This window comes from Myxococcus virescens (assembly GCF_900101905.1).
GTDB classification, from domain to species: domain Bacteria; phylum Myxococcota; class Myxococcia; order Myxococcales; family Myxococcaceae; genus Myxococcus; species Myxococcus virescens.
Map to the genome: position 1 here is coordinate 71,857 of NZ_FNAJ01000001.1, position 18,907 is coordinate 90,763.

3 protein-coding genes are annotated in these 18,907 nt (G+C 71.5%); 1 reads left to right on the plus strand and 2 read right to left on the minus strand.

Annotated features, from left to right (window positions below; genetic code table 11):
* Window positions 1-17 precede the first annotated feature (17 nt).
* Window positions 18-16,832, plus strand: coding sequence for a non-ribosomal peptide synthetase (locus BLU09_RS00320; protein ID WP_090484199.1), 16,815 nt, complete (start codon window positions 18-20; stop codon window positions 16,830-16,832).
* Here the strand turns inward: BLU09_RS00320 and BLU09_RS00325 are convergent, their stop codons facing one another.
* Entirely contained in the window at window positions 16,833-17,612 is a 780-nt protein-coding gene (locus BLU09_RS00325) for an outer membrane lipoprotein-sorting protein (protein ID WP_228557938.1), read from the minus strand.
* Entirely contained in the window at window positions 17,612-18,904 is a 1,293-nt protein-coding gene (locus BLU09_RS00330) for an ABC transporter permease (protein ID WP_090484203.1), read from the minus strand. Before BLU09_RS00330 ends, BLU09_RS00325 begins: the two co-directional genes overlap by 1 nt.
* Window positions 18,905-18,907 lie beyond the last annotated feature (3 nt).

The following is an 18,907-nucleotide window of genomic DNA, read 5'->3' on the forward strand; positions in this document are numbered from 1 at the left end:
TTCCGGAATCCGACTTCATGACCTCGCGATCCGACTCCGACTCCCTCGCCGCCGCGAAGCGCGAGCAATTGCGCAAGTTGCTGGAGCAGCGCAAGAACCCCGGCACGGGGAGCGCCGCGCCCTCCTCGCCACAGCGGAACGTGGTGGGCCCCTCGCGCCGCCCGGCGGGGACGGCCGACGTGCTGTCGCCCGCGCAGGAGCGCATGTGGTTCCTGCACCAGCTCCGCCCGGACACCGCGACCTACGTGGTGCCGTGGGCCGCGATGCTGGAGTCCCCCGTGGACGCGGGCGCGCTCGACGCGGCGCTGCGGGCCCTGCTGTCGCGCCATCCCCTGCTGCGAGCCCGCTTCCCCGCCGAGGGCGGCCGTCCCCAGGTACGCTACCTGGACCTGCCCGAGCGCGTCCTCGACGTGGAGGATGCGACGGGCGCGAGCGAGGCCCAGTGGTCGCGCAGGCTGCGCGAAGAAGCCTCCCGGCCGTTCGACCTGGAGCAGGGGCCGCTGTACCGCTTCCGGCTGCTGAAGCTCTCCAGCCAGCGGCAGGTGCTGGTCCTGGTGTTCCACCACCTGGTCACCGACGGCGCGTCCATCAACGTGTTGATGCGCGAGCTGGGTGTGCTCCATGCCGCGCACGCCCGGGGTGAAGTCCCCGCGCTGACGGCGCTCCCGCTGGAGTACGCGGATGCCGCCGCTTGGCAGCACACGCCCGACGCCGCCGCGAATGAACCGGAGCTGATGGCCTTCTGGAAGCGGCAGCTCGAAGGCGCCGTGCAGGGGCTGGAGCTGCCCACCGACAAGCCTCGGCCCGTGCGGCGGTCGGACCGGGGGGCGCTGACGGAGCGCATCGCCCTCCCCGCCTCGCTCACGGGCGCGCTGCGCGCCTTCAGCCGGGAACGGCAGGTGTCGCCGTTCATGACGCTGTACGCGGCCTTCGCGGCGCTGCTGTACCGGTACTCGCGGCAGGACGACTTCTGCGTCGGCACGCCGGTCTCCGGGCGCACGCACCCGTCCCTGGAGGGGCTGGTCGGCCTGTTCGTCAACACGGTGGTGCTGCGCACGCGCGTCACCGCGGCGGATGCCTTCACCGCGCTGCTCGACCAGGTTCGCGCCACCACGCTGGATGCGCTGGGCCACCAGGCCCTCCCCTTCGAGCGGTTGGTGCAGGCCCTGGGCGTGGAGCGGAGCCTCAGCCACTCCCCGCTGTTCCAGGTGATGTTCGACCTGTACCGCGTGGAGCATTCCCTGGCGGGCGCCTTCCCGGAGGCCCGCGACCTCCCCATGGACACGGGCGCGTGCGAGTTCGACCTGCACGTCACGCTCTTCGAGAGCGCGTCCGGCTTCGAGCTGTTCGCCCGCTACAGCACCGACCTCTTCGAGGCCGCCACGGTGCGGCGGATGCTGGGCCACTATCTCCAGCTCCTCACGCATGCGCTGCGCGCGCCGGACACGCGCGTGGATGCGCTGTCGCTGCTGCCTGATGCGGAGCGCGCCCGCGTGCTGGCGGACTCGAACCCGCCGCGCCGGCCCTTCCCGCTGGAAGCCGCCTTCCCCGAGCACTTCTCCGCCCAGGCCGCGCGCACGCCGGACCAGGTGGCCCTGGCGTCCTCCAGCGCCCGGTGGACCTATGCGGAGCTGGAAGCCCACACCAACCGCGCCGCGCGACGGCTGGTGTCCCAGGGCGTCGGCCTGGAGTCCGTGGTGGCCGTGCTCGGGCGCCGCAGCGAAGCCACCGTGCGCGCGCTGCTGTCGATTCACAAGGCGGGCGGCGCGTACCTTCCGCTGGACGCGCAGCTCCCCGCGGCTCGGCTGGCCCGACTCCTGGAGGAGAGCCGCGCGCCGTTCGTGCTCCCGCTGGGCACGGACGAGGCCTTGCTGTCGGAGGTACTCGCGGGCGTGCCCGAGGCCCGGCGGCCTCGGGTGCTGTCGCTGGAGGGACTCGAGTCGCAGAGCGCGGAGCGGCTGTCGCCGCGTGCCACGCCGGACTCGCTGGCCTACGTCCTCTTCACCTCCGGCTCCACCGGCACGCCCAAGGGCGTCATGGTGGACCACCGCGGCATGCTCAACCACCTGCTGGGCATGCGCGAGGCGCTGGGCCTGGACGGGTATGACGTCGTGGCCCAGATTGCCGCGCTCAGCTTCGACATCTCCATCTGGCAGATGTTGGGCGCGCTGCCCGGTGGCGGCACCACGTACCTCATCGAAGACGACGTGATGAGGGATCCGCCCCGGCTCGCCGACGCGCTGGAGCAGGGCCGCGCCACCGTCATGGAGATGGTGCCCTCCGTCCTCCAGGCCATCCTGGAGGGCGCTCGTCCGGAGCAGGACTTCCCAGACATGCGCTGGGTGGTGCTCGGCGGAGAGCCCGTGCCGCCCGCGCTGTGCCGGACCTGGCTGGAGCGCTGCCCGGGCTGCCGGATGGCGGACGCCTACGGCCCGACGGAGAGCTCGGACGTCGCCAGCCTCCACTTCATCAACGAGGCCCCTGAAGGCAGCTTCACCCCCATCGGCACGCCCAAGGCCAACATGGAGGTGTACGTGCTGGACGACGCCCTCCAGCCTGTTCCGGTCGGCGTCGTGGGCGAACTGTACCTGGGCGGCCTGGGCGTGGCCCGTGGGTACGTGGGACGCGCGGACCTCACCGCCGAGCGCTTCGTTCCGCACCCTTTCAGCGCCACGCCGGGCGCGCGCCTCTACCGCTCGGGAGACCTGGGGCGCTGGTTGCCGGACGGCGTGCTCCAGTTCGTCTCTCGCGCCGACCTCCAGGTGAAGGTGCGCGGCATGCGCATCGAGCTGGGCGAGGTCGAAGCCGCCCTCGCCTCGCTCCCCGGCGTCCGCTCCGCCGCCGTCACCGTCCAGCGACGCGGGCCCTCCGACTCCTGGCTCGTCGCCTGGGTCGTCCCCGCTTTTCCCGACGCCGACGTCCACTCCCTTCAGGCCGCCCTCGCTCGTCTCCTCCCGGCCTTCATGCTTCCCTCTCGCTGGGTCCTTCGGGCCCAGCTTCCTCTCACCTCCACCGGCAAGCTCGACCGCAAGGCCCTCGCCGCGCTTCCTCTCGACGAGGCCCCTTCCCTCTCCGAAGGTGGGCCTCCTCGCGGCCCCCTTGAGGAACTGCTTGCTCAACTCTTCTGCCAGGTCCTCGGCCTCGAGCGCATCGAGCGGGAGGCCAGCTTCTTCCACCTCGGTGGCCATTCGCTCTCCGCCACCCGGCTGGTAGCCCGCGTCCGCCACTCCCTGGGCGTCCAGCTTCCCCTCTCCTCCCTCTTCACCTCCCCTTCCGTCGCGGGCCTCGCGCTGGAAGTCGCTTCGCTTCAGCGCTCCTCGTCCTCGCTTCCGCCTCCGGCGCCTTCTGACTCGGCGCCTTCGCTCTCCCAGGCCCAGGAGCGCCTCTGGTTCATCCATCAGCTCCAGCCGGGCTCGGGCGCCTACCACATCCCCCAGGCCGTCGAGCTTCGCGGCACGGTGAGCGCCGACGCGCTGGATGCGGCGGTGCGGTGGCTGTTGGAGCGCCATCCCGTGCTGCGTACCACCGTGGTGTCACAGCAGGGACAGGCGCGCGTCGAGGTGTCCTCCGTTCCCGCGCGTGTGCTTCAAGTCGAAGCCCTGCGCGCGGCCCCCGAGGCACTGGAGCTTCGGCTTCAGCAGGAATCATGGCGGCCCTTCTCGCTGGAGCAGGGACCGCTGTACCGCTTTCTGCTGCTCGACGTAGGGGAGGACCGGCACGTGCTGCTGGCCGTGTTCCATCACCTGGTGGTGGACGGCCTCTCGCTGGACATCCTGCTGCGCGAGCTGGGTGAAGCGTATGCCGCCTTCCAGCAGGGTCATGCGCCCACGCTGGCCCCGGTGGCGCTGCACTACGCGGACGTGGCCAACTGGCAGCGCTCCGAACCTGTCCATGCGCGCGACACGGCCCAGCTCGACTACTGGAAGCAGCGGCTCTCCGGCACGCCGGAGCTGCTCCAACTGCCCACCGACAAGCCGCGCCCCGCCGTCCTCACGCACCAGGGCGCCTCCACGGGGACCCAGGCACTGCCTGCCGCGCTGACGGACACTGTGCAGCGCGCTTGCCGTGAACACGAAGCCACGCCGTTCATGGTGATGTACGCCGCGTTCGCCGCGCTGCTGTACCGCTACTCCCAACAGGACGACTTCTGCGTCGGCACGCCCGTCTCCGGCCGCACCCACCCTTCGCTCGAAGGTGTCGTCGGTCTGCTCGCCAACACCGTGCCTCTGCGCACGCAGGTGGATGCGTCCACCTCCTTCGCTTCGCTCATTGCCCAGGTCCGCTCCACCACGCTGGATGCGCTCTCGCATCAGGACGTACCCTTCGAGCAACTGGTCCATGCGCTCGGCGTGGAGCGCAGCCTCAGTCATGCGCCCCTGTACCAGGTGATGTTCGACCTGCACCGGGTGCAGGGGTCACTCGCGGATGCATTCGCGGAGCTGGATGCGCGCCCGGTCCCCGTCGACATTCGCGCCAGCCCGTTCGACCTCGCGTTGAGCGTCATCGAGCAGGCAGGGAGCTTCGAGCTCTTCCTCCGCTACAGCGGCGAGCTGTTCGAGCCGGAGACCGCTCGACGGATGATGGAGCACTATCAGCGTCTGCTCACCCAGGCGCTGGCCGAACCGAACCTGCCGCTGTCGCGGCTGTCCCTGCTATCGTCCGACGAGCAGGCGCTGGTGCTTCGCCACGCCCGTCCCGCGCCGCTGGCTTTCGACCTGGACACCTGCCTGCCTGAGCGCATCAGCGCCCATGCGCGCAACACGCCCGAACGGCTGGCGCTTGCCTCCGCCGACGCGCAGTGGACCTACGCGCAACTGGAGGCCCTGAGTCTTCGCGCCGCGCGCACGCTTCGCGCCCAGGGCGTTGGGCACGAGTCCGTGGTGGCCGTCCTCGGCCGCCGCTCCGAGGCCACCGTCCGCGCGCTGCTGTCGCTGCACAAGGCCGGTGCCGCCTACCTCCCGCTGGACGCTCAACTGCCCGCGGCGCGCCTCGCACGGCTGCTGCTGGAGAGCCGCGCGCCCTTCGTCCTTCCCCTGGGCCCTGTCGAGGCGCTGCTCACCGAGGTGCTCGCGGAGATTCCGCTCGAGCATCGGCCGCGCGTGCTGTCGCTCCAGAACCTGGAGGCCGAATCTGACGCGCCGCTGCCTTCCTTCGCGACGCCGGACTCACTGGCCTACGTCCTCTTCACCTCCGGCTCCACTGGCACGCCCAAGGGCGTCATGGTGGACCACCGCGGCATGCTCAACCACCTGCTGGGCATGCAGCACTCGCTGCAACTTGGCGCGTCCGACGTGCTCGCGCAGACGGCGCCCCTCTCCTTTGACATCTCCATCTGGCAGATGCTGGGAGCGCTGGCCGCCGGAGGGACGACCTGCGTCGTGGATGACGACGTGGTGCGTGAGCCCGCCCGGCTCATCGCGGCCTTGCAGCAAGCGGGGGCCACCACCGTGGAGCTGGTGCCCTCGCTGCTCCAGGCCCTGCTCGAGGAGCCTGGAGAGGCGCCGCTGCCCGCCCTTCGCCAGATGCTCACCATTGGCGAGGCCCTGCCGCCTTCGATCTGCCGTGCGTGGTTCGAGCGCCACCCCGGCCTGCCACTGGTCAACGCCTACGGCCCCGCCGAGTGCGCGGACACCGCCACCCTCTGGCGCATGCACGCTCCGCCCGCGAGCGCCAGCACGCCCATCGGCACGCCCAAGGCCAACATGGAGGTGTACGTCCTGGACGACGCGCTCCAGCCGCTGCCTCCGGGTGTCCCAGGGGAGCTCTACATCGGCGGCACGGGCGTCGGTCGTGGCTACGTGGGACGCGCGGACCTCACCGCCGAGCGCTTCATCCCGCATCCCTTCAGCACCACGCCGGGCGCGCGCCTCTACCGGACGGGAGACCGGGGCCGCTGGAATGCCGACGGAACCCTGGGCTTCCTGGGCCGCGTCGACTTCCAGGTGAAGGTGCGCGGCATGCGCATCGAGTTGGGCGAGGTCGAAGCCGCCCTCGCCTCGCTCCCTGGCGTTCGCTCCGCCGCCGTCACCGTCCAGCGACGCGGGCCCTCCGACTCCTGGCTCGCCGCCTGGGTCGTCCCCGCTTCTCCCGACACCGACGTCCACTCCCTTCAGGCCGCCCTCGCTCGTCTCCTCCCGGCCTTCATGCTTCCCTCTCGCTGGGTCCTTCGGGCCCAGCTTCCTCTCACCTCCACCGGCAAGCTCGACCGCAAGGCCCTCGCCGCGCTTCCTCTCGACGAGGCCCCTTCCCTCTCCGAAGGTGGGCCTCCTCGCGGCCCCCTCGAGGAGTTGCTTGCTCAGCTCTTCTGCCAGGTCCTCGGCCTCGAGCGCATCGAGCGGGAGGCCAGCTTCTTCCACCTCGGTGGCCATTCGCTCTCCGCCACCCGGCTGGTAGCTCGCGTCCGCCACTCCCTGGGCGTCCAGCTTCCCCTCTCCGCCCTCTTCACCTCCCCTTCCGTCGCGGGCCTCGCGCTGGAAGTCGCTTCGCTTCAGCGCGACTCCTCCTCGCTTCCGCCTCCGGCGCCTTCTGACTCGGCGCCTTCGCTCTCCCAGGCTCAGGAGCGGCTCTGGTTCATCCACCAGCTCCAGCCGGACTCCGGTGCTCATGTCGTCGGACAGGCCGCGGAGTGGACGGGCTCGGTGGACGTGGCCGCGCTGGATGCGGCGGCGCGGTGGTTGCTGGAGCGCCATCCGGTGCTGCGCACCACCGTGTCCTCACGACAGGGTCAGCCGCAGGCGAACGTGTCCCCGGTCCCCGCCAGCGTGCTTCAGGTGGAGCCCCTGACGCCGGGGGCGGACGCCCAGGCCCGTCAGGCTCGGCGCCTGACGGAAGAAGGCAATCGGCCGTTCGATGTGGAGCACGGTCCGCTGTATCGATTCCTGCTGCTCGAAGCCGAGCAAGCGCGGCATGTGCTGGTCGTCGTCTTCCACCACCTGGTGAGCGACGCGCTGTCCGCGGGCCTGCTCATGCGCGAACTGGGCGAGGCGTATGCCGCCTTCCAGCAGGGCCATGCGCCCACGCTGGCCCCGGTGGCGCTGCACTACGCGGACGTGGCCAGTTGGCAGCGCTCCAAGCCTGTCCGCGCTCGCGACACGGCTCAGCTCGACTACTGGAAGCAACGGCTCTCCGATGCGCCGGAGCTGCTTCAGCTCCCCACCGACAAGCCGCGCCCCGCCGTCCTCACGCACCGGGGCGACAACACCGGCTACCACCCGCTGCCGCCGTCTCTCTCCGAGAGCCTGCGAGCGCTGTGCCGGCAACAGCAGGTCACGCCGTTCATGGTGCTGTACGCCGCGTTCGCCGCGCTGCTGTACCGCTACTCCCAGCAGGACGATTTCTGCGTCGGCACGCCCGTCTCCGGCCGCACCCACCCTTCACTCGAAGGCGTCGTGGGACTGCTCGCCAACACCGTGCCTCTGCGCACGCAAGTGGACGCGTCCACCTCCTTCGCCTCGCTCCTTGCCCAGGTCCGCGCTACCACGCTGGACGCGCTCTCGCATCAGGACGTGCCCTTCGAGCAACTGGTGCGCGCCGTGGGCGTGGAGCGCAGCCCGGGGCACGCGCCGCTCGTGCAGGTGATGTTCGACCTGCATCGCACCGAGCTGTCCGCCGCCAGTGGCTTCCATGCCCTGGGTGCACGGCGCGTCCCCATCGAGACATGGACGTGCGAGGTCGACCTCTTCCTCACCGCCATCGAGGTGGGCGAGGGCTTCGAGGTCTACTTCCAGTACAGCACCGACCTGTTCGAGCCCGGCACCGTGGAGCGACTGCGCAACCACTACGTGCAGCTCCTGGCCCACGCGGTGGCCGCGCCTCGCACGTCCGTGGGTGAGTTGTCCCTGCTCTCCGCCACCGAACGCGAGCAGGTGCTCCAAGGCTTTAACGCCACCGAGCGCCCCTTCGACTCGGAGGGGACCATCGTGTCCCTCATCGAGGCCCAGGTGGCCCGCACGCCGGACGCGCCAGCGGTGGTGGCGCCGGAAGGTACGCTCACGTTCCGGGAGCTGCACACCCGGGCGTCGCGGCTCGCGGCACACCTGTCCGCCGCGGGCGCGGGGCCCGAAACCGTGGTGGGCCTGTGCCTGGAGCGCTCACTGGACGCGGTGGTGTCCCTGGTCGCCATCTTCATCAGTGGCGCGGGCTGCCTCCCCCTGGAGGCGTCGCATCCACCCGCTCGCCGCGCGGCGCTGCTGCGCCAGGCCCGTGCACGGCTCGTTGTCAGCCGCCCGGGACTCTTCGCGGGCGTGGAGCCTGGGGTTCCCCTCGTATCGCCCGACGTGCGTGGAGACGTCGTGGCCGTCCCCCGCCCCCCGCGCGCCGAGCACCTCGCCTATCTGCTCTACACGTCCGGCTCCACGGGCGAGCCCAAGGGCGTGGAGCTCACCCACCGCAACGTCGTCCACTGCTTCGCGGCGTTCGACACGTACTACGCCACACAGCCGGGAGACTGCTGGGCGTCGTCGGGAAGCCTCTCCTTCGACATCCACCTGGAGGAGCTGCTCTTCAGCATCACCCGTGGCGCGCGCACCGTGTTGCGCGAAGTGGGCCCTCTGGGCCTGGGCCGCGACATCCTCGGCCACGGCATCACCCATGTCGTCATCACGCCGTCCTCGCTGGCCACCGCGCTGGAGGAGCCCGGTGCCGCGGATGCGTTCCGCTCGCTCAAGGTGCTCGTGACGGGCGGCGAGGTGCTGCCAGACCCGTTGGTGCGGCAGCTCGCGCTCACCGACACGCGGCTGGTCAACACCTATGGCCCCACGGAGACGAGCATCAACGTCGCGGCGGAAATCACGCTGCCCGACCGTCCCGTGCGCCTGGGCCGTCCGCTGGACCGGTGCCGGCTGTACGTCCTGGATGCGAACGGCGCTCCGGTGCCGCCGGGAGTCCCCGGCGAGCTCTACATCGGCGGTACCTGCCTGGGCCGTGGCTACCGCGACCGGCCGGACCTCACCGCCGAGCGCTTCATCCCAGACGCCTTCTCCGGCAGGGAGGGTGGCCGCCTGTACCGCACGGGTGACCGGGTGCGGTGGAACGGGGATGGCTCGCTCGGCTTCCTGGGGCGCACCGACTTCCAGGTGAAGGTGCGCGGCGTCCGCGTAGAGCTGGAGGAAGTGGAGGCCGCCCTCCTGCGCCAGCCCGGTGTGAGGCAGGCATCGGTGGTGGTGCGCGGCGCTCAGCGAGATGCACGCCTGGAGGCGTTCCTCGTGCTGGAAGACACGGCTGCCGGCGTCGAGTCCCGGCTCCGCGAAGGGCTGTCGCGCGCGCTGCCCGAAGCCCTGGTGCCCTCGCGCTTCACGGTGCTGACCGCCCTGCCGATGACGACCAGTGGCAAGGTGGACCGCAAGGCACTGGCGGCCCTGCCCATCCCGGACATCGAGCCGGAGGCCGCGCCCGAAGCGCGTCCCCGTGGCGCCGTCGAGGAGCTGCTCGCCCTGCTGTTCTGCCAGGTGCTGGGCCTGCCGCAGGTGCGGCGCGAGGACGACTTCTTCCACATCGGAGGTCACTCGCTGGCCGCCACGCGACTGGTGGCGCGAGTGCGACAGGCGTTCGACGTGGAGTTCCCACTCCAGGCGTTCTTCACCGAGCCCACCGTCGCGGGCCTCGCGCGCGAGTTGGAGACGCGGCGTGACGGCGCGGCCCCGCTCCCCGCGCCCGTGCCGCGTCCAGCGGACGCCGCGTTGGTCCTGTCTCCCACGCAGGAGCGGCTGTGGTTCGTGCAGCAGCTCCATCCGGGCACCAGCGCCTATCACCTCGCGGAGGCGGTGGAGCTGGACGGTCCTCTGGACGTGGCGGCGATGGAAGACGCCTTGCGCTGGCTGGTGACAAGGCATCCGGTGCTGCGGCTCGCCGTGCCGGCGCGCGACGGCCTTCCGGCGCCCGTGCTGTGCCCCGTGCCTCCACGCGTCTTGGAGGTGGAAGAAGCGCCGTCCGCGGCGCAGTGGGCCCGGGACGCGGTTCACGCATCCTTCGACCTGGCGCGCGGCCCGCTCTATCGATTCCGGCTGCTGCGCACGGCGCCGGAGCAGCACGTCCTGCTGCTCGCCTTCCATCACCTCGTGGTGGACGGGCTGTCACTGGACGTCCTGGTGCGCGAGCTGGGCGAAGCCTACGCGGCGTTCCATCAACGCCGCACGCCCACGCTGCCGACGCCCCGGCTGGAGCATGCGGACATCGCCGCGTGGCTGCGCACCCCTCCTGCTCGGGAACGGGACGAGGCCCAGCTCGCCTACTGGAAGCAGAAGCTCGAAGGCGTGCCCGGCCTGCTGCGGCTCACCCCGGACAAACCTCGGCCCGCATCGCCACTGCTCACGGGCGCCATCACCCAGGGCCACGCCCTGTCCACCGACACGGTGCGCGCGCTCCAGTCCTTCTGCCGCGAGCACCAGGCGACGCCGTACATGGTGCTGCTGTCCGCGTTCTCGGCGCTGCTCCACCGTTACTCCGGCCAGGAGGACTTCTGCGTCGGCACGCCTGTCTCCGGCCGCACGCATCCAGCGCTGGAGGGTGTGGTCGGGCTGATGCTCAACACCGTGGCGCTGCGCACACCCGTGGCGCCGGATGTGTCCTTCGCCTCGCTGGTGGCCGGCGTGCGCGCCACCACGTTGGAAGCGCTGGCGCACCAGGACGTTCCGCTGGACCGAGTCGTCCAGGCGTTGGGCGTGGAGCGCTCCGCCGGGCACTCGCCGCTGTTCCAGGTGATGTTCGACCTGGTGCGCGCGGACCGCACGCTGGCGGACGCCTTCCCGGACCTGCGCGCCCGGCCGCTCCAGCCGGAGCTGCTCACCAGTCCGTTCGACCTGTCGCTGTGGGTCGCTGAATCCTCCACCGGCTACACCCTGGCGCTGCGCTACGGCACCGAGCTGTTCGAGCCCACCACCGCACAGCGACTCATGGGACATTACGTCCGGTTGCTCCAGCACGCGCTGGAAGCGCCGGACACCGCGATATCCGCGCTGGAGCTGCTGCCCGCGAGTGAGCGAGTGCACCTGCTCCGGACGTGGAACGACACGGGCGCGGACTTCCCGCGCGAGCACACCGTCCATGCGCTGTTCGAGGCCCAGGCCGCGCGCACGCCAGATGCCCCCGCCGTCCTGCACGACGCGGAGGTGATGACCTACGGCCAACTGGATGCACGTGCCAACCGGCTCGCGCGGTACCTGCGGCGGATGGGCGTCCGGAGCCAGACACTGGTGGGCCTGTGCCTCCGCCGTTCCGTGGACATGGTCGTGGCGGTGCTCGGCGTGCTGAAGGCGGGAGGCGCTTATGTTCCGATGGATGCGTCCCAGCCTCCCGCCCGGCTGAGCTTCCTGCTGGAGGACACCGGCGCGCCCGTGCTCGTCACCGAGGACGCGGTGGCGGACACGCTGCCCGTCTCGCAGGCGCTCGTGCTGTGCCTGGACTCCGAATGGGAGCGCACCGCCGGGCGTGAGTCGGACGTGACGCTCGAATCCGCCTCTTCGGCGGAGGACCTCGCCTACCTCATCTACACCTCCGGCAGCACCGGGCGGCCCAAGGGCGTCATGGTGGAGCACCGGGGCGTGGTGAACTACCTGCACTGGGCCCGGAAGGCGTATGCCGTCGACGACGGCGCGGGCGCCCCCGTTCATTCCTCACTGGCCTTCGACCTCACTGTCACCAGCCTGCTGCTGCCGCTCACCGCGGGCAGGTCCGTGACGCTCGTTCCGGAAGAGGACGGCGTGGAAGGCCTGGCCACTGCGCTCCGCACGAGCGCGGACTTCAGCCTGGTGAAGCTGACGCCTGCCCACCTGCAGATGCTGGCCGCGCAGCTTCCGCCCGAGGCGCGCGCGGGCCGTACCCGCGCCTTCGTCATCGGTGGCGAGGCGCTCACCTCCGCCACCGTGGAGCCCTGGCGGCAGCACGCACCGGGCACGCGGCTCATCAACGAGTACGGCCCCACGGAGACGGTGGTCGGCTGCTGCGTCCACGCCGTGGAGGCAGACACGCCGGTGGAAGGCGCGGTGCCCATTGGCCGTCCCATCGCCAACACGCGCCTCTATGTCCTGGACGCCGCCCTCGGGCCGGTGCCGGCGGGTGTCCCTGGCGAGCTCTACATCGGAGGCGAAGGCGTCGCGCGTGGGTATTGGCGCAGGCCCGAGCTCACCGCCGAGCGCTTCGTGCCGGACCCGTTCTCCTCCGTTCCGGGCGCGCGGATGTACCGCACCGGCGACCGGGTGCGTCTGCGTCCGTCGGACGTGCTGGAGTACCTGGGCCGCGTGGACTTCCAGGTGAAGGTGCGTGGCCACCGCGTGGAGCCGGGCGAGGTGGAAGCCGCGCTCATCGAGCTGCCGGGTGTCGCTGCCGCGGTGGTGGTCCTCCGTGAGGACAGCACCACGGGCCCCCGGTTGGTCGGGTACGTCACCAGCCACGACGCGGTGCCCGAGACGGAGCCCCTGCGCGCAGCACTGGCACAGCGACTGCCCGCACACATGGTGCCCTCCGCGCTCGTCGCGCTGGCTCGGCTTCCGCTGACGGCCAATGGCAAGGTGGACCGGGAGGCACTGCCCGCGCCGGAAGCCCCCGCGGCTTCGGACGAGGATTTCGTTTCACCGTCCACGCCCACCGAGCACGCCCTGGCTCAGCTCTGGGAGGAGCTGCTGGGCGTGCAGCGAGTGGGTGCCCGGGACGACTTCTTTGAGCTGGGAGGCCACTCGCTGCTGTCCGTCCAGCTCGCCTCGCGTGTCCGGGAGCGGTTGGGCGTCGAGCTGCCCGTGGCCACGCTGTTCGCCACGCCCACGCTGGCGGCGCTCGCGGCCCGTATCGATGCGTCCCCCAAGGTCTCGGAGCGTGTGGAGTCCATGCCCCAGGCGCGGCCGGAGCGCATCCCCGCGTCCCTGGTGCAGGAGCGCCTCTGGTACGCGATGCAGCTCCCGGAGGCGCCGCCCTTCGTCGTCGTCGCTGCGCTGGTGCTCGACGGCACGCTGGACATCGCGTGTCTGGAGGCCGCCCTGGAGGCCGTGCTGGAGCGCAACGCCACGCTGCGCACCACCTTCCGACTGGAGCACGGAGCCGTCTTCACCCAGGAGCATCCCATCACCCGGCCGGTGCTCGTCCAGACGGACCTGTCCCACCTGTCCGCCGCCGAGGCCCTGGACGCCGCGCGCGCCATCGCCACCCGGCATGACCGCGAGCCCTTCGCCGTGGACCAGGGCCCGCTGTACCGCTTCGAGCTGGCACGGCTGGACACCCGTGGCACGCGCCATGTGCTCGTCGCGTCCATGAGCCATCTGGTCAATGACGGCATCGGAATGGGGGCCTTCCTGGAGGAACTCGCCCAGGCCTGGGCCGGAACCACGGCACACGCGCGCACCACGCCGCTGCTGCCTCCGGCGGCGCGGACGTATGCGGACTTCGCGCTCTGGCAGCGGAGCCCCGAGCACCTGCTCGAGGTGGACGCCGCCGTGGCCTCCTGGAAGGCCGCGCTGGCACACGCGCCGTCCGTCCTCGACCTGCCGCTGGACTTCCCTCGCCGCGCGCCCGCGCTGAACGCGAACATGCGGCCGGAGCCCCTGTCCCTCGACGCCGAGGCGATGTCGGCGCTCCACGCGCTGGCCCGGCGCGAGGGCGTGTCTCCCTTCACCGCGGTGCTCGCGCTGATGCAGCTGTGGCTGCACCGCCTCAGCTCGCAGCCGCACGTCGTCGTCGCGTCACCCTTCTCGGGCCGCGTGCTGCCGGGCGCCGAGCGGCAGGTGGGCTACTTCGCCAACGTGCTGCCGCTATGCACCGAGGTGGCGGGCACGCCGTCCTTCCGCGCGCTCCTGCGCCGCGCCTGGGATGTGGTGGGGCACGCCACGGCGAACCAGGAAGTCCCCTTCAAGCGCATCGCGGACGCGGTGCAGCCGGATGCGCCTCGCACCGCCCCGCCGCTGGCCCAGGCCCTGCTGCTGCTGGACAGCCCCGCGTCCCTGTCCTTCAACGGACTGGGTACCACGTACCTGGACGGCGAGAGCATCTTCCCCGCCTACGACGTGGTGCTGCACCTCATCGAACGGCCCGAGGGCGGGACGCTGGGCTTCCTCGCCACCGACAGCGCCCTCTTCACCTCCGCCACGGCACAGCGCATGGCCCGCGCCTTCGAGCAACTGCTCACCGAGGCCGTGCGCACACCGGACGCGCCGCTGACCCGGCTGTCGCTGCTGTCCTCGCAGCAGCGCGCGCAGGTGCTGGCCACGTTGGATGGTGGCCCGCAGGACATTCCAGAGGGCGCCTGCATCCACACGCTCTTCGAGGCGCAGGTGCGCCGCTCGCCACACGCCCCCGCCGTGGCCCATGGCGATTCGACGTGGAGCTACGCGGAGCTCAACGCCCGCGCCAACGCGCTGGCCGCGCGCCTGCTCTCCCGGGGCATGCAGCCCGAGGAGCGCGTGGGTGTGGTGATGGAGCCCTCCAACCAGGGCATGGCCGCGCTGCTGGGCATCCTCAAGGCGGGCGGTGCCTACGTCCCGCTGGACGCGGGGTGGCCGGAGCCTCGCAAGCGCTCGGTGCTGACGCGCTCAGGGGTGCAGCGGCTGTGGGTCGATGCCGAGGCGCTGGAGGCACACGCGGGCCTGGTGCCCGACGTGGAGGTGCCGCCCCAGCCCGCGCACATCGCCGAGGACCTGGAGCCCGGTCCCCGGCACGTCGCGGACTCACAAGTGGCGTACATCGTCTTCACGTCCGGCTCCACCGGCGAGCCCAAGGGCGTCATGGTGGAGCACCGCAGCGTGGTGAACCACAACGTCGCCCTGGCCGCGCGCTTCGGCTTGCGCCCAGGCGACAGGATGCTCCAGTTCGCGCCGCTCAGCTTCGACGCGGCGGCCGAGGACCTCTACCCGCCGCTCGTGGTGGGCGCCACGGTGGTGATGCGCAGCGGACTGGTGCCCGCGCACGTCATGACGCCGTACCTGGAGGAGACGGACATCACCCTCATCAGCCTGCCCCCCACGTACATCGAGGAGTGGATTCGCCAGATGGAGTCCCACGGCCAGCGAGTGCCCGCGCGGCTTCGCCTGCTGGCGCCCGGTGGCGACGTGCTCAAGCGCGAGACGTATGAAGCCTGGGTGCGCGTGGGCGGTGGCCATGCCCCGTGGCTCAACGTCTACGGCCCCACCGAGTGCACGATTACCTCCGCCACCTGTGACATCCCGGGCGCCGAGGGACTGGGCACCGACGCCACCTTCCCCATCGGCCGGCCCATCTCGCGCGTGCGCATCCACCTGCTCGACGAGCACCTGGAGCCGGTGCTGCCAGGGCTGCCCGGGCGCGTGTACATCGGCGGCGCGGCGCCGGCCCGGGGCTACCTGGGCGCTCCGGACCTGACGGCCGAGCGCTTCATCCCCGACCCCTTCGCCACCGAGCCCGGCGCGCGCATGTACCACACGGGTGACCTGGCCCGGATGCTGCCGGACGGGCGGCTGCGCTTCCTCGGCCGCGCGGACCATCAAATCAAGATTCGAGGCTTCCGCGTCGAGCTGGCCGAAATCGAGGCCTGCTTGCGTCAGTTCCCAGGCGTCGAGGAAGCCGTGGTGCTGGCGCGCACCGGCGGCTCCGGGCAGACGCAGCTCCAGGCGTTCCTCCAGGCACCGCCCCAGCATGTGCGCGCGGACGCCCTGCGTGAGCACGTCGCGGCGCGGCTGCCGTCGTACATGGTGCCCGCGGCCCTCGTCGTCCTGGAGGCGCTGCCCATCAACGCCAACGGCAAGGTGGACCGGCAGGCGCTGCCGGACCTGTCCGCGCAGCCCGCGGTGCCGCCCGCGCAGGAGGCTCCGGGCGAGCACCTGGAGACGCCCTTCCGCACCACGCTGGAGATGGCGATGGAGCGGCTGTGGCGCGAGGTGCTGGGGCGCACGGACGTCAGCGCGGGTGATGACTTCTTCCAGGTGGGCGGCGACTCCATCCTCGCGATGCGGCTGCTGAGCCGGCTGGAGGAGGAGCTGGGCGTGCCCGTCCCCCTGGCCACGCTCTTCCAGTACCCGGTGTTCCGTGAGACGGCCGATGCCGTGCATGAGCTGCTGGCCGAGGGCCCTCCGCGCTCCAGCGTGGTGTCCCTCTCCGGCAAGCAGACGCCGAAGTCCGCGCCGCCCTTCTTCGTGTTCCACCCCGCCGACGGCGAGCTGCACTACTACCGGAACCTCACCCCGCTGCTGGAGCCCGGCCTGCGGTGCTACGGCGTCCAGGCCCCCGAGACGCAGTCGAAGCACGGCCACGCCACCTTCGACGCGCGCATCGCCGCGTACGTGCGGGACATCCAAGAGGTGCAGCCACACGGCCCCTACCGCTTCGCGGGCTACTCGTTCGGCGGCTACCCGGCGTTGGGCGTCGCGGCGGCGCTGGAGGCGCAGGGCGAAACCGTGGAGCTGCTGGCCCTGGTGGATGCCCTGCCCGCGGTGGAAGGGCCTCAGGGCTCGGCGGAGGACCCGGTGCGCTCCATGGCGGAGGAGTTCGGCGTCCTGGACGCCGCGCTGGAGGCGGAACTCGCCCCGCTGGACGACGCCGCGCGCTGGGAGCGGGTGACGGCGCTGGGCCGTGAGCTGGGCATGCTGGCCCCCCACTCGCGCGCCGCCGACCTGCGCCGCATCTGGCACGTGCTGGGCGAGGTGCTGGTGCCGCAGGTGGTGGGCTGGAAGGTGCCGTCCGTGCGCGCCCGGGTGCAGCTCTTCACGAGCGCGCCGTCACGGGCCCTGCACGGGGACACGCTGGGATGGGAGCGGCACCTGACGCGCGAGCAGCTCGACGTGGTGCCGCTGGCCAGCTCCCACTTCGGCACGCTCCAGCAGCCCTGCGTCCAGGAGCTGGCGAACCACCTCCTGGAGGTGCTGAAGCGGCAGGGAGGCTAATCAGCGCAGGCGGCTCTCCAGCCACGCCTTGGTGAAGATGTTGGCGTCCAGCGGCGCCAACACCACCTCGTCGTAGCGGACCACCATCTGCGTGCCTTCCTGCTCCTCCGTCTCCAGCACTTCCTTGTAGTGGAGGACATGCTTGCCGGAGAGCGGGTCCTTGATGCGCTGGTAGCTGCGCACGATGTCGGTGCGCAGCGTGCGGCCGGACGCGGTGTAGCCCACCTTCTTGACGATGTTGTTCTGCGGGTCCACCCAGATGCGCATCAGCGGGAACGTCACCTGGTCGTTCTTCGCCGTCAGCAGCAGCTTGCGGTACGCCACGCCGTTGACGGTGTCGTCGCCCTCGTCCTTGCCGGCGTAGTCCTCGGCCAGCCGCGAGCGGTCGAAGTCCGCCTCGCAGGTGAAGGTGTTGAGCAGGTTGGTGCGCTGGGTGTTGCGCCGCCACGAGCCCGTCGTCGCCTCGTAGTCCCACAGGTTGCGGCCGATGCGCAGCGTCCCCATGCCCGCGAGGTGCCGCGGCTTGGTGGAGAGGAAGAGCAGGTCGTTGTCGGCCTCGCGCCGGTAGACGTGGACCTCCATGGCCCGCTTGGCGCCGTCCTTGCGCGTCTCATAGAGGCGGATGACGCCCTTGTAGTCGCTGGTGAAGGACATCTTCTCGTCGATGTGGCGCAGCAGGGCATCGGGCGCCAGCTTGGGCTGGGCCTCCGCGAGCGCCACCGCCGGGAGCAGCAGGGTCCAGCCGAGCAACAGGACGGACAGCGGGCGTCGTGCGTTCATCACAAGGACTCCATGGCGGAACGAGGAGGAAGCGAAGCGGCCCGGAAAGCCGGGACGATGGAAGCCAGGCCCGCGCCCAGCGTCACCAGGAGCACCGCGGCCACCACGTGCCCCAGGGTGGGCGCCAGCGGCAACGTGCCGCTGAAGAACAGGGTGGAGAGCGCGTCCGGCACTGGCAGCACGTCACGCAGGAGCACCCCCAGACCCGCCGCCATGCCAGCGCCCACGAGCGAGGCCGCCCACCCCACCAGCAGCCCCTCCAGCATGAAGGCGGCCACCAGCGAGCGGCGCTGCATGCCCATGGCGCGCAGCGTTCCAATCTCCCGCGTGCGCTCGCGGACCGACACGTTGAGCGAGACGAAGAGCCCCACCACCACGACGCCGAACACCACCGCGCCCACCAGCACCAGCAGCAGCCCCAGGCCCTGGCCCACGAAGTCGAGGAAGGCCGCCTCGTCCTCCCAGGTGCTCACGTCCAGCTTCTGGCCCGCCCAGCCCTCGCGCAGCAGGGGCCCCAGCTTGTCGCCGTAGGCCTCGTGCGCGGGCGGCAGCACCTCGTAGCCGGCCTGCTGGAGCGCGCCACGCAGCGTCCCCGCCAGCGGCTCCAGCTCCGTGCCGTCGCCGCAGAGGAGCTGAATCACGCTCGCCGAGTCCGGACGGAAGCCATACAGCTCGCGCAGCATCGCGTTGGACACCAGCAACCCCGCGGACTCGCCCAGGACACCCGCGCGCTCCAGCAGGGCCACCACCTCCACGTCCACCGCGTTGCGCTTGCCACCGGGCATCTGCACGAAGAGCGTGGCCAGCTCGCCCACCTCCACCTGGAGCCGCTCCGCCAGCGACGTGGACAGCGCCACCGTGCGTGGCTGCGCGAGGGCTTCCAGCGAACCGGTGCGCACCCGGAAGCCCGCGTTGCCCTCGGCCGCGACGTCCAGGCTCATCAGGTACGAGCGCACCCGGTGCCGTCCCGCGCCCGCGGTGGCCGAGCCCCGGCCCCGCTCGCGCACCTGGCACTCCGCGGGCACGTGCGGCTGGAGGACGGAGCGGACCCGCGAGGTGTCACCCACCACGGGGAAGATGGAGTCGGGATGCTCCTTGAAGTAACCCCCGACGTTGAGGTCGCCCGCGAGGAAGGTCCTCACCGCCTCGCGCTGCGCCCGGGCGACGCCCGCGCTCACGGACATCACGCCCACCAGCACGGCGCTGGCGCCCGCGAGCACGATGAGCAGCAACAGGCCCCGCTCTCGGTGGGCCAGGAGGTTTCGGAAGGCAATCTGGAGAAGTGCGCGCATCGG